Source organism: Micromonospora olivasterospora, assembly GCF_007830265.1.
GTDB lineage: Bacteria > Actinomycetota > Actinomycetes > Mycobacteriales > Micromonosporaceae > Micromonospora > Micromonospora olivasterospora.
Genome location: NZ_VLKE01000001.1, coordinates 5,060,317 through 5,072,848, shown reverse-complemented (window position 1 = coordinate 5,072,848; position 12,532 = coordinate 5,060,317). Strand labels below are relative to the sequence as shown.

Annotated in this window: 10 protein-coding genes and 2 rRNA genes; 5 read left to right on the top strand and 7 right to left on the bottom strand. The window is 69.7% G+C overall.

Translation table 11 applies throughout. The features are described from left to right. Positions 1-85: 85 nt before the first annotated feature. Genes JD77_RS23400 through JD77_RS23390 form a run of 3 tightly spaced genes read left to right on the top strand, consistent with a single transcriptional unit; the run spans position 86 to position 2,529 of the window. Positions 86-1,399, top strand: coding sequence for a S8/S53 family peptidase (locus tag JD77_RS23400; protein WP_211372638.1), 1,314 nt, complete (start codon positions 86-88; stop codon positions 1,397-1,399). Positions 1,400-1,454: 55 nt separating this feature from the next. Next, on the top strand, positions 1,455-2,090 hold the full coding sequence (locus tag JD77_RS23395) for an RNA polymerase sigma factor (protein WP_145776193.1): 636 nt from the start codon (positions 1,455-1,457) through the stop codon (positions 2,088-2,090). Further along, complete coding sequence (locus JD77_RS23390) at positions 2,065-2,529, top strand: hypothetical protein (protein ID WP_145776192.1); 465 nt, start codon at positions 2,065-2,067, stop codon at positions 2,527-2,529. Before JD77_RS23395 ends, JD77_RS23390 begins: the two co-directional genes overlap by 26 nt. 67 nt (positions 2,530-2,596) lie before the next feature. On the opposite strand, the gene JD77_RS32435 is transcribed toward JD77_RS23390, so the two are convergent. The 4 genes from JD77_RS32435 to JD77_RS23370 form a co-directional block, all read right to left on the bottom strand. Further along, entirely contained in the window at positions 2,597-3,628 is a 1,032-nt protein-coding gene (locus JD77_RS32435) for a hypothetical protein (RefSeq protein WP_170286519.1), read from the bottom strand. Positions 3,629-3,814: 186 nt separating this feature from the next. After that, entirely contained in the window at positions 3,815-5,353 is a 1,539-nt protein-coding gene (locus JD77_RS23380) for a hypothetical protein (protein WP_145776191.1), read from the bottom strand. A 186-nt stretch (positions 5,354-5,539) separates the two neighbouring features. Continuing rightward, the gene (locus JD77_RS23375; RefSeq protein ID WP_145776190.1) at positions 5,540-6,334 is read right to left on the bottom strand and encodes a serine protease; all 795 of its coding nucleotides are present in this window, start codon (positions 6,332-6,334) and stop codon (positions 5,540-5,542) included. A 102-nt stretch (positions 6,335-6,436) separates the two neighbouring features. Beyond that, positions 6,437-7,579 carry a hypothetical protein gene (locus JD77_RS23370; RefSeq protein ID WP_145776189.1) on the bottom strand — a complete coding sequence of 381 codons (1,143 nt, stop codon included), beginning with the start codon at positions 7,577-7,579 and terminating at the stop codon, positions 6,437-6,439. Here JD77_RS23370 and JD77_RS23365 point away from each other — a divergent pair. After that, complete coding sequence (locus JD77_RS23365; protein WP_145776188.1) at positions 7,542-7,799, top strand: hypothetical protein; 258 nt, start codon at positions 7,542-7,544, stop codon at positions 7,797-7,799. The two genes, JD77_RS23370 and JD77_RS23365, sit on opposite strands and share 38 nt — an antisense overlap. Before the next feature lie 60 nt (positions 7,800-7,859). Here the strand turns inward: JD77_RS23365 and JD77_RS23360 are convergent, their stop codons facing one another. After that, positions 7,860-8,255 carry a hypothetical protein gene (locus JD77_RS23360; protein ID WP_145776187.1) on the bottom strand — a complete coding sequence of 132 codons (396 nt, stop codon included), beginning with the start codon at positions 8,253-8,255 and terminating at the stop codon, positions 7,860-7,862. Positions 8,256-8,339: 84 nt separating this feature from the next. Here JD77_RS23360 and JD77_RS23355 point away from each other — a divergent pair, with 84 nt between their 5' ends. Next, positions 8,340-8,960, top strand: coding sequence for an L-threonylcarbamoyladenylate synthase (locus JD77_RS23355; RefSeq protein WP_145776186.1), 621 nt, complete (start codon positions 8,340-8,342; stop codon positions 8,958-8,960). Between the two features lie 111 nt (positions 8,961-9,071). On the opposite strand, the gene rrf is transcribed toward JD77_RS23355, so the two are convergent. Both rrf and JD77_RS23345 read right to left on the bottom strand, forming a co-directional pair. After that, positions 9,072-9,188: ribosomal RNA gene (gene rrf / locus JD77_RS23350) — 5S ribosomal RNA — on the bottom strand. An 85-nt stretch (positions 9,189-9,273) separates the two neighbouring features. Beyond that, positions 9,274-12,385, bottom strand: a 23S ribosomal RNA gene (locus JD77_RS23345). Positions 12,386-12,532: the final 147 nt, after the last annotated feature.

Below are 12,532 nucleotides of genomic sequence, written 5' to 3'. Positions count from 1 at the left end.
ATGCTTTGGAAGAATCGGCGATGCCCCGGGGAATTCGGCCGCGCCGGCCACCGGCGGGCGCTCCTGTCGACCGCATGGAGGACCCGTGCCGCCTGACCACCCCAACCCGCCGCGCCCTGCCGGCGGGCTGTCCCGACGCCGGCTGCTGGCGGCGTCCGCGCTCGCCGCGGCCGCGGTACCGCTCGGCGCCGGGACGCGCCCGGTCCCCGCGCTGGCCGACGGCGCGGACGACCTCGCCTACCAGCGGGTGTTCGACGAGGCGCTGGCCGCCGACAAGAACGTCCGCCGGTACACCACGCCGGGTCGGGAGTTCCTCTACCGGCCCCGGCAACTGCTCGCCGCGAACGCCGACGTCCAGCGGGTCGTCGCCTGGCTGCGCGCCCGCGGATACGTCGTGACCGTGGGAGCCGGCTTCGCGGGCGTCACCCGGCTGCTGTTCGACCGGGAGACCGACGTCCCCGGGGTGGTGGCCAGGCTGCGCGATCCCCAGCAGTGGCCCGGCCAGTCGGTGCCGAAGGTCCAGCCGCATCACGTGCTGCTGGGCCTGGGCAACATCATGGGCAACCCCGGCAGCCCGCCCCAGGCCGCCGCCGCGCTGCCGCCGCCGGACAGCGGCCGGCTCGGCGAGGGCGCCGGCGTCACGGTCGGGATCTGCGACACCGGCATCTGGCAGCAGGCCGGCGGCTTCCACCCGCTGTGGCTGGGCGGGGCGTACGTGCCGCAGGCCGACGACGAGGACCCGCTGTACGTGCACACGGACGTGCTCGCCCCGCAGGGCGGGCACGGCACCTTCGTCGCCGGGGTGGTCCGGCAGGCCGCGCCGGGCGTACGCGTCGACCCGGAGCAGGCGCTGAACGCCACCGGCGTCGGCGACGAGGCGAGCGTGGTGGCCGCCATGGGCCGGCTCGTGCCGGAGGTGTCCATCATCAACCTGTCCCTGGGCGGCTTCACCCAGGACGACCAGCCCTCGCTGCCCCTGGCCAACGCCGTGGCCGCGCTGCCCGCGACGAGCGCCGTGGTCGCCGCGGCGGGCAACGCCGGCACCGGCCGGCCGATCTGGCCGGCGGCCCTGTCCCGCGTCGTCGGGGTCGCCGCCGTCACGCAGGCCTCCGGCGGCCTCGTGCCGGCGGCCTACAGCGGATTCGGGGCCTGGGTCGACGCCTGCGCGATCGGCGAGCGCGACAGCACGTACGTCGAGGGGCAGCTGCCGCTGCCCGGCCTGCCGACCCGGGTCTTCCACGGCTTCGCCGCCTGGGCGGGCACCTCGTTCGCCACCGCGTACGTCTCAGGCCGGCTCGCGGCCATGATGACCGCCGGCGGCCTGAGCGCCGACGCGGCACGGCTGGCGCTGCTCGCGGCTCCCCGCTGGCACCCCGACTACGGCGCGCTCGTCCCGTGAGCGAGGGTCAGCGAGCGAACCCTCGGCGCAGCGCGATGAGCGAGCGGGTGCCGTCGTGACCGACCGCAGCGCGAGCAGCCTGGTCTCCGCCGCCGCCGGCGGGGACGAGTCGGCGTGGGACGAGCTGGTCCGCCGGTACACCCCGCTGGTGTACTCGGTGGTCCGGTCGTACGACCTGAGCCGCGCCGACGCGGCGGACGTCAACCAGACGGTCTGGCTGCGCCTGGTCGAGCACCTGGGCCGGGTGCGGGATCCGGAGGCGCTGGCCGCCTGGCTGGCCACCACGGCGCGGCGGGAGTGCTATCGGCTGTCCCGCCTGGGCCGGCGCACCCAGCCGTTCGACCCGTACGACGACGCGCTCGACGCGTACCACGGCTTCTCCCGCCAAGCGGACGTGGCCGCGCCGGACGAGGAGCTGCTGCGCGCGGAGCGGCGGCAGGCGCTGCGGGAGGGCTTCGCGCAGCTGCCGCCGCGCTGCCAGGCGCTGCTGGCGCTGCTGACGGCGGACCCGCCGCCCAGCTACCGGGAGATCGCCGAGCGGCTGGGCGTGCCCGTCGGCAGCATCGGGCCCACCCAGGCCCGCTGCCTGCGCCGGCTGCGCGACTGCCCGGCACTCGCCCCGTACCTCGGGGCGGCTTCGACCCGCACGAACGGGGGTGAACGCGATGGAGCAGTGGCCGCCGGTCGATGACGACGCCCTGACCGCGGAGCTGGGCGCGGCGCTGTGGGACGCCGGACCGGTCCCGGAGGAGTTCCTGACGGCGGCGCGGGCGGCGTTCACCTGGCGGAACGTGGACGCGGAACTGGTGCTGGCCGAGCTGACGTTCGACTCGGCGTGCGACGCCGAGCCGGCGGGGCTGACCCGGTCGGCCGGCTCGACGCGGACGCTGTCGTTCCGCAGCGGGCCGGTCGTGCTGGAGATCGAGGTGAGCGACGCCGGGATCGTCGGCCAGCTCTCCCCGCCGCGCGGCGGCCGGGTCAGGGCGCAGACGGCGTCCGGCACGTACGACGAGGCGCCGGTCGACGCGGTCGGCTTCTTCTCGCTGGGCGCTCCCCCGCCCGGCCCGGTGCAGTTGCGCGCCCGCACCGACGGGTACGCGGTGGCCACCACCTGGGTCTGTCTGCGCTGATCCGGCGGGCGCGCACGGCGACGGGGGCGCGGGCCGGACGGCCCGCGCCCCCGCGGTGGCGGCGAGGTTACTTGTCCCCGACGCTGATCAGGTACTCCACGCCACCGAGGTCGGCCCGCTCGGCGCCGCTCGTGTCCGGCCCGAACTGGGTCACGTCGAGCACGAACTCCTTGTCGGAGGCGACGGCGGCGGTGAAGTTGAGCGAGAACTCGACCCGCTCACCGGGCTCCAGCAGCAGGTTGCCGATGGTGGCCTTGGCCGGGTCCACGATCTCCACCTGGGTGCCGCCGATCGGGCGCACGCCCGTGCCCACCATGCCGCCGGCCCGCCAGCGCTCGAACAGGGTCTGGCCGAGGTCGGCGACAACCCTGCCGCCCACCTCCTGCAGCGGCACGCCCGGCTGGGCGAAGACCAGGTCGCTCTTGGCCGGCACGGTCAGCGCGTTGCCGATGGCGAACGGCCGCACGATCACCGGGCCGCCCAGGATGACCCGCACCGAGTCGACGTTGCGCCAGGCGATGTTGTTGTTGTAGCGGGTGTTGATGCTGATGTCCGGGCCCTCGAAGTTCATCGGGTCGGTCTGCGACACCCACCGGGCCAGCAGGCAGAAGTGCCCCGGCCCCGGCACCCCGTTCCACGGGATCGTCACCGTCGTGACACCTGCGGGGACGACCACGTTGACCGCGCCGATCTGGGTCCAGTGCGTCGGCCAGACGGCGCCGCCGCCCGGCGTCGTCCGGTAGACCCGCAGCACGCCGCTGTCGGTGCCCGAGCCGTACGGGCCGGGGTTGCGCAGCTTCACGAAGATGTAGTTCGTGAATCCGACGCGGGGGTTCTGGCTGACGGCGCACTCGATGGTGGTCCAGCAGACCTTGATGTCGGGGCTGGCCCACAGCGGGTTGAACCCGTGGGGCTGGAGGCCGACGTCGGCGGCGACGTCCCGGATGTAGACGTCGGTGCGGGCGGCCGGGGCGGCCTTGTCCGGCTGCGCCACGACGGGCGCGGCGCCGGCCGCGGTGACCGTCAGCACGGCGGCCAGCGCCGCGCCCGTGAGCACGGCCAGCGCCGAGCGGCGGACGCGTCTCCCTACGTTGCCCATGACAGGCTTCTCCCATCGACGGGGGACCGCCGACCCGGCGCGAGTGCGGACCGGGTCGACGCGATGACGATGTTCAGGAGTGCGTCGCCGCGCCGTAGATACCGCCGGCGGGGTCGGTCACCGTCAGATGGAGCCAGGACCGACGAAAGAGACAAACATCGGTGACGCGCGGGACGGCCGCGAGCCCTACCGCTCCTTGAGGCGGCGGTTGACCTCCTCGGTGAGGCGCCGGTTCAGCTCGGCCAACTGCTCGTCGGTGTACGCGGCCAGGTCGCCCCGGACCGCGCCGCCGTTCGCCGCCTCCTCCTGCCGCTTCTGCTCCTCCCGGCGGCGCAGCTCCTGCTCCTCCGGCGAGCCGGGGGCGGCGTACGCGCACCGGACCAGGCTGCCGTCGGCGTTCTTCAGACAGGTCGCCTCCCGGCCGTTGATCTGGCCCCGGCCCTCCACCCGGTACCGGATGCTCTGCTCGCTGCCGAGCGTGGCGGTCCACGTGCTGCCCCCGGTCGGCACCACCTCGAACACCTGGTCGTCGTTCCAGCAGCAGACGTCCCGGTACTCCGCCTTGATCAGGGCGACGATCGCCTGCGGCGACGACCACGTCGGGCTGAGCCGGTGCACGGTCAGCGGGGCGAGCCCCCGGCCGGAGTGCCGGGTCGGCACGGTCGACACGGCCACCACGGAGCTGGCCTCGCCCTGCGGGGTGAGCGGGGTGACGTACACGCTGCCTCCACCGCCGTCGCGGTAGCGCAGGGTGAACTCCGACTCGTTGCCCTCGTTGGCGCCGTCCTCGGAGGCGTCCCAGCCGCTGCGCTCGAACCACCAGTCGGCGAACCCGCCGACGGCGGCGGTGCCCTCCCGCTCCCGGCCGGCCAGACTGATCGGATAGGACGGTCCGGGCACCTCCGTCGTGTCGTCGACGATCGTGACCTTCCCGGTCCGGCCGTCGTACAGCGCCACGCCGGCCGGCCGCTCGGTCACCACCAGGACGCCGGTCTGGCGCTTGAGCGGCACCACCACAACAGGGGTGTCGCCCTGGCAGTAGACGTACGCGTCGTCGGCGGAGAACCGGACCCAGCGCCGCTCGGCGGAGATCTGCCGACCCAGGTTGTGCGTGAACCAACCCCCGATCCGCGCGTCGGCGGCGGACATGTCGAACGCGCACCGCTGTTGCGCCCGGCTGTGGCCGCCGAGGGGCACCTCCTGCACCAGGCCGACCTCGTAGCCGGTCAGCCAGCCGCGCCGCTCCACCAGGACGGCGAACCGGTCGGAGTCGGGCAGGTAGCTCACGTCGGTGATCTCGCCGGTGACGTCGCCCAGGTTGGGCGCGGCCTGCGCCTTGCCGACCAGGTACGGCGCGCGTGGGGTCAGCTCCGGCACGGGGTCGGTCACCACCCGCATGGTGGTCGCGTACGCCCGGTCCTGGAGGTACTCGCCGTAGACCAGCCAGAACGCGCCGAGCGCCAGCCCGACGGCGGCGCCCAGCCAGCCGAGGACGACGGTGGCGCCGGTCGCCGGCGGCCTGGCCCCACGGCCGCGAAGCCGGCGGGTGAGCAGTCGCGCCGCCGCCGGCGCCCCGGCGAGCACGGCCACCAGGGCCGGCGCCACCAGCCAGGGCAGGAGCTTGCGCAACTCCCACACCGCGATGGTGGTGGCGTACGAGGCGTACCAGGCGACGCCGAGCAGGAGGAGCAGGACCGGAATAACCACCCGCAGCGCCCGACCCATGCGACACCTCCAAGTGACGGCAGGACCCGATCCTATTCGGACCGGGCAAGCCTCTCCCGCCGCGCCGGCCGTCCGGCGCCGCGAACGGCTCCGACCGGCCTCGGCACCGGCCCGCGAGCGGGGGCGGGCAGGCACGTGGAGGCGGCCCGGCTGGTGACCAGCCGGGCCGCCCGATCGGTCGTACGGTCAGCCGCCGAGGCTCGCCGCGGCCGAGGCGATGGCCGAGGCGAAGTAGCTCACCTGGGTGTAGACGCCCGGGAAGTTGGGCCGGGCGCAGCCGTAGCCCCAGCTGACGATGCCGACCTGGATCCAGGCGCCGGCGGCGTCGCGGCGGAACATCGGGCCGCCCGAGTCGCCCTGGCAGGTGTCCACGCCGCCACTGGTGTAGCCGGCGCAGATCTCCTCGGCGGGGATGAGGTCGCCGCTGTAGCTGGCGTTGCAGGTGTTGTCGTCGACGAACGGCACGTTGGCCTTGAGCAGGTACCGCTGCTGCGGCCCGCCCTCGTACGGCGCGCCCCAGCCGGCGACGGTGAAGGTGCCGTTGTCGTACGCGGTGGTGTTGGCGATCTTCAGGGTGGGCAGGGTGGTGACCGGGGTGGCCAGCCGGATCAGCGCCCAGTCCTTGCCCGCGCCGTTGTAGCCCGGGGCGCGGTAGACGTAGTTCGACCTGACGGTGATGCGGCTGGCGGACTGGAGGTCCACCACGCCGAGCGTCGCGGTGATGCTGGTGTTGGTGCCGGTGGCGCCGACGCAGTGCGCGGCGGTGAGCACGAGGCGCGAGCTGTAGAGCGCCCCGCCGCAGCCCATGGAGAGGCGCACCATCCAGGGGAACTCGCCCTGGGCGGCGCGGGTGCCGCCGACGACGTTCGGCGTGAAGGAGTCGTCGGCCGCGGCAGCGGGCGCCGCGAGAGTGAGGCTGCCCGCGGTCACCGCGGCCAGCGCGGCGGCCAGGAGGCCGGAGAGTCTGCGCCAGCGAACCATGTGTTCCTCCGCATCACGACCGGCGCGCCGCATGAGCGCACCTGATTCAGGATTGCGGCCATTATATTGATATCGATGGATTTGATGGCCATCCCCTCTGGGTCATACCGCCGGCGCTATGGACGCGCGACCCGCGAACGGTCGGGAGCCGGGGCCTCGGCCGGGGTCGTCGCGGACGGGGCCGGCGACCACGGCCAGGGCACGTCCCGGAAGGCCGCCTCGACCAGCAGCGCCTCGACGGCGCGCAGCAACCGCTCGGCCCGCTCCGGCGGCAGGTACCGGGTGTCGGCCGTGACCACCGGCTCGACCGCCCCGGGGGGCGTCGAGCAGCTGGATCCGGCAGCGCCAGGCGAACCCGTCCAACCCGTCCAGCCAGCGGAACGCACCGTGGGCTGCCATCGCCCGCAGGGCGGCCTCGTCCGGGCCCGCCCCGCCGGCCTCGACGTCCGGCGACAGCCGGACGTCGTTGAGGTAGCAGAGCGGGGCCAGCACGCTCCGGTGGTCGTGACCCAGCTCGGTGAAGGCGCGCTCGAACGCGGCCGGGTCGTAGTAGGCGTGCCGGTAGGCGTCCAGCGCCGCCCGCCTGGCCCGGGACAGTGACTGAACACCACCACGACCTGCCGTACCCGGTCCTCGACGGTGACCAGCGCGGCCCGCACCGGCCACTCGGCGGCGTGGTCGAAGCGCGGCCCGGCGAGCCGCGCGGCCAGGTCCGCCGCCGCGGACCGGCCGTCCGGGTCGTCCGCCGGCCGGGGGCACGGCGTGGACGAGGACGGGCAGCCGCCCCGACGCCGCGGCCTCCTGACGCAGTTCCCCGTCCCGGCACCGGACCCGGGTGCGCAGCGACTCGTGCCGGGCGACCAGCCCGCCGACCGCCCGCAGCGCCCGCGGCACCGTCACGTCCGCCCGCGCGGAGACGGCCAGGGTACGGGGCAGGGTCAGCACCCGGTACGCGGCGGGGGACGTGAACTCCTCGACGGACCGCCACATCGCCCACTGCCCCCAGGTGAGCGGCCCGGTGGCGTCCCGCCCGCCGTGGAACTCCGCGTACGCCACCTCCCCGGCGCCCGGCGCCACGGGGGCGGGCGCGCCGCCGGGCGGCGACCACGGCCACGGGACGTCGCCGAAGGCGGCCTCCACCAGCAGCTCCTCCAGCCCCCGCAGGAACGGCTCGACCGTGTCGGACGCGACGTGCCGGGTGTCGACGGTGAGCGTGACGCCGACGCCGCCCGGCTCGTCGACCACGTGGGTCAGCAGGTGCCAGGACGCCTGGTTCAGCCCGGCCGTCCAGGAGAAGGCGCTGCGCCTGGTCGACGCGATCGAACTGGAGTACGGCGTCGAGGTGGAGCTGAACGGCCCCGGCGGTCCCCTGGACACCCTCGACGACCTGGTGGCGTTGCTGGCCGCCGCCCGTCCGGACGAGGTGCCGGAGCCGGTCGAGGGGCCGGCGCCCGCCCGGGGCTGACCGGAGACCGGGCGGGGCGGCGACTCTCCCCCCGCCGCCCCGCCCACCGGTCACCACCCGTCAGCGCGGCCGCCGCGGCCCGGCCAGCCAGTCCCGAGACGCCCGCGCGTTCAGCGCCCACAGCACCCAGGCCAGCAGGCCGAGCCCGACGAGCGTGATCGCGCCGAACGTGCCGAGGGAGGCTGTGGCGAGCAGCCCGGACGGCACGTACGCCGCGACGGGAGCCCACGGCCGACGCCCGGACAGCCCGAGCGCCGGCGCCGCGCAGGCGACCGCCATGGCGGCGAAGAACACGGCCGCGCCGATCGACCCGTCGTCGTCCACCAGCCGGTGCAGGGTTGCGAGGGCGAAGAGCACCGCCAGGACCACGAAGACGACCGCCGTGAGCAGCACGGGCCCGGGCATCGGGGGATGCCGGACGACCGCACCGTACCCACCGCCATCCCGACCGACCATGAAGACAACGATGAGCGTCGACCCCTGCGGCGGCCGGGGCAGTGTCAGGAACGCGACAGTGCGGGGCGGCCTAAGCTTCGGCCTATGGCGAAGTACCTCGACGTTCACCCGGACAACCCGCAACACCGCACCATCAGTCAGGTGGTCGACCTGATCCGCCGCGACGGGTTGATCGCATACCCCACCGACTCGTGCTTCGCCCTGGGCTGCCGCCTCGGGAACAAGGAGGGCATGGACCGGATCCGGGAGATCCGGAACCTCGACAGCGGCCACCACTTCACCGTCGTGTGCCGGGACTTCGCGCAGCTCGGTCAGTTCGTCCAACTGAGCAACGCCGTGTTCCGCGCCGTCAAGGCCGCCACCCCCGGCAGCTACACGTTCATCCTGCCGGCGACGAAGGAGGTGCCCCGCCGGCTGCTGCACCCCAAAAAGAAGACGGTCGGCGTCCGCATCCCGGAGCACCCTGTCGCGCAGGCCATCCTCACCGAGCTGGGCGAGCCACTGCTGTCGAGCACCCTGCTCCTGCCGGGCGACGAGGAACCGATGACGCAGGGCTGGGAGATCAAGGAACGGCTCGACCACGCGATCGACGCTGTGGTCGACTCGGGCGAGTGTGGCACCGAGCCGACCACCGTGGTCGACTTCTCCGAGGGCGAGCCGGAGATCGTCCGGGTCGGCGCCGGCGACCCGTCCCGCTTCGCCTGACCGAGCCGGTGCCGTCCGCCGCCGCGGCGGGCGGCCCCGTTCCGCTCTCCGAAAATGGGGTGGAAATGCGTTCAGGGCCACCCCGGATGGGGTGGCCCTGAACGAAAGAATGTCCGGCGGTGTCCTACTCTCCCACACCCTCCCGAGTGCAGTACCATCGGCGCTGGAGGGCTTAGCTTCCGGGTTCGGAATGTAACCGGGCGTTTCCCCTCCGCCATGACCGCCGTAACACTATCGACATATCAAACAACACCAAAAACATGGTCTGCTGTTCGCTTGTCGGGAATCACACAGTGGACGCGTAGCACCTTTGATAATCAAGTCCTCGGCCTATTAGTACCGGTCAACTCAACCCGTTACCGAGCTTACATCTCCGGCCTATCAACCCAGTCGTCTAGCTGGGGGCCTTACCCCCTCAAAGAGGGGTGGGATACCTCATCTTGAAGCAGGCTTCCCGCTTAGATGCTTTCAGCGGTTATCCCTTCCGAACGTAGCCAACCAGCCGTGCCCCTGGCGGGACAACTGGCACACCAGAGGTTCGTCCGTCCCGGTCCTCTCGTACTAGGGACAGCCCTTCTCAAGTATCCTACGCGCACGGCGGATAGGGACCGAACTGTCTCACGACGTTCTAAACCCAGCTCGCGTACCGCTTTAATGGGCGAACAGCCCAACCCTTGGGACCTGCTACAGCCCCAGGATGCGACGAGCCGACATCGAGGTGCCAAACCATCCCGTCGATATGGACTCTTGGGGAAGATCAGCCTGTTATCCCCGGGGTACCTTTTATCCGTTGAGCGACACCGCTTCCACATGCCAGTGCCGGATCACTAGTCCCGACTTTCGTCCCTGCTCGACCCGTCAGTCTCACAGTCAAGCTCCCTTGTGCACTTGCACTCAACACCTGATTGCCAACCAGGCTGAGGGAACCTTTGGGCGCCTCCGTTACCCTTTAGGAGGCAACCGCCCCAGTTAAACTACCCACCAGACACTGTCCCTGAACCGGATAACGGTCCGAAGTTAGATACCCAAATCAACCAGAGTGGTATTTCAACAATGCCTCCACCCATACTGGCGTATGGACTTCACCGGCTCCCACCTATCCTACACAAGCTAATTCAGATACCAATGTCAAGCTATAGTAAAGGTCCCGGGGTCTTTCCGTCCTGCCGCGCGTAACGAGCATCTTTACTCGTAATGCAATTTCGCCGGGCCTGTGGTTGAGACAGTGGGGAAGTCGTTACGCCATTCGTGCAGGTCGGAACTTACCCGACAAGGAATTTCGCTACCTTAGGATGGTTATAGTTACCACCGCCGTTTACTGGCGCTTAAGTTCTCCGCTTCGCCCCCAAAGGAGCTAACAGGTCCCCTTAACGTTCCAGCACCGGGCAGGCGTCAGTCCATATACATCGAATTACTTCTTCGCATGGACCTGTGTTTTTAGTAAACAGTCGCTTCCCCCTGCTCTCTGCGGCCATACAACGCTCCACCCGCAAGGGGCTTCACGTCTCCGGCCCCCCTTCTCCCTAAGTTACGGGGGCAATTTGCCGAGTTCCTTAACCACAGTTCGCCCGATCGCCTCGGTATTCTCTACCTGACCACCTGTGTCGGTTTGGGGTACGGGCCGCTCAGAACTCGCTAGAGGCTTTTCTCGGCAGCATAGGATCACTGACTTCACCTGAATCGGCTCGGCATCACGTCTCAGCCCACATGTGCTGCGGATTTGCCTACAGCACGGCCTACACGCTTACCCCGGCACAACCACCGGCCGGGCTCAGCTACCTTCCTGCGTCACCCCATCGCTTGACTACTACCCACCAGGATCCCACGCTCCCCACCCTCAACCCGAAGGTCTTGGATGGCTTGGGTGGTTAGCACAGCAAGGTTCATCAGGGACGCTCTTTCGCGGGTACGGGAATATCAACCCGTTGTCCATCGACTACGCCTCTCGGCCTCGCCTTAGGTCCCGACTCACCCAGGGCGGATTAGCCTGGCCCTGGAACCCTTGGTCATCCGGCGGAAGGGTTTCTCACCCTTCATTCGCTACTCATGCCTGCATTCTCACTCGTGCCGCGTCCACGACTAGGTCACCCCGTCGCTTCACCCCCGGCACGACGCTCCCCTACCCATCCACACACCTGCACCAGATATCAAGACCTGGCGAAGTAAAAATGTGAATGCCACAGCTTCGGCGGTGTGCTTGAGCCCCGCTACATTGTCGGCGCGGAACCACTTGACCAGTGAGCTATTACGCACTCTTTAAAGGGTGGCTGCTTCTAAGCCAACCTCCTGGTTGTCTATGCGACCCCACATCCTTTTCCACTTAGCACACGCTTAGGGGCCTTAGCTGGTGATCTGGGCTGTTTCCCTCTCGACTACGAAGCTTATCCCCCGCAGTCTCACTGCCGCGCTCTCACTTACCGGCATTCGGAGTTTGGCTGATTTCGGTAAGCTTGTGGGCCCCCTAGACCATCCAGTGCTCTACCTCCGGCAAGAAACACGCGACGCTGCACCTAAATGCATTTCGGGGAGAACCAGCTATCACGGAGTTTGATTGGCCTTTCACCCCTAACCACAGGTCATCCCCCAACTTTTCAACGTTGGTGGGTTCGGCCCTCCACGCGGTCTTACCCGCGCTTCAGCCTGCCCATGGCTAGATCACTCCGCTTCGGGTCTAGAGCATGCGACTCAAACGCCCTATTCAGACTCGCTTTCGCTACGGCTCCCCCACACGGGTTAACCTCGCCACATGCCACTAACTCGCAGGCTCATTCTTCAAAAGGCACGCCGTCACCCCGCAAGGCTCCGACGGATTGTAGGCGAACGGTTTCAGGTACTATTTCACTCCCCTCCCGGGGTACTTTTCACCATTCCCTCACGGTACTCGTCCGCTATCGGTCACCAGGAAGTATTTAGGCTTACCAGGTGGTCCTGGCAGATTCACGGCAGATTACAGGAGTCCGCCGCTACTCGGGAACACCCACAGAAGACCAGCCACTTTCACCTACCGGACTCTCACCGCCTACGGTCAGCCTTCCCAGACTGTTCGGCTAGCAACTGGCTTTGTAACTCCTCAGGTGGTTGTCAGCCCACCTCGCAGGGTCCCACAACCCCGACCACGCAACCCCTGACAGGTATCACACGCAACCGGTTTAGCCTACATCCGCTTTCGCTCGCCACTACTCACGGAATCACATGTTGTTTTCTCTTCCTACGGGTACTGAGATGTTTCACTTCCCCGCGTTCCCCCCATACACCCTATGTGTTCAGGTGCAGGTGACATCACATGACTGATGCCAGGTTTCCCCATTCGGACACCCTGGGATCACAGCTCGGTTGACAGCTCCCCCAGGCCTATCGCGGCCTCCCACGTCCTTCATCGGCTCCTGGTGCCAAGGCATCCACCGTTCGCCCTTGACAACTTGACCACAAAGATGCTCGCGTCCACTGTGCAATTCTCAACAAACGACCAACCCACAACCCACAGCCCCACACCAGCCCGACACACGTCGACGGTATGCGAGACCAGGCCATGCCTGGCAGCCCCCAGAACTCACGTCCTGGCCAAGGCTCCG

Bases quoted from the DNA above. Each gene is read 5' to 3' on its own strand.
- JD77_RS23390 (WP_145776192.1), top strand. From the start codon at position 2,065: ATGGAGCAGTGGCCGCCGGTCGATGACGACGCCCTGACCGCGGAGCTG.
- JD77_RS32435 (WP_170286519.1), bottom strand. From the start codon at position 3,628: ATGGGCAACGTAGGGAGACGCGTCCGCCGCTCGGCGCTGGCCGTGCTC.
- JD77_RS23380 (WP_145776191.1), bottom strand. From the start codon at position 5,353: ATGGGTCGGGCGCTGCGGGTGGTTATTCCGGTCCTGCTCCTCCTGCTC.
- JD77_RS23375 (WP_145776190.1), bottom strand. From the start codon at position 6,334: ATGGTTCGCTGGCGCAGACTCTCCGGCCTCCTGGCCGCCGCGCTGGCC.
- JD77_RS23360 (WP_145776187.1), bottom strand. From the start codon at position 8,255: ATGGTCGGTCGGGATGGCGGTGGGTACGGTGCGGTCGTCCGGCATCCC.
- JD77_RS23355 (WP_145776186.1), top strand. From the start codon at position 8,340: ATGGCGAAGTACCTCGACGTTCACCCGGACAACCCGCAACACCGCACC.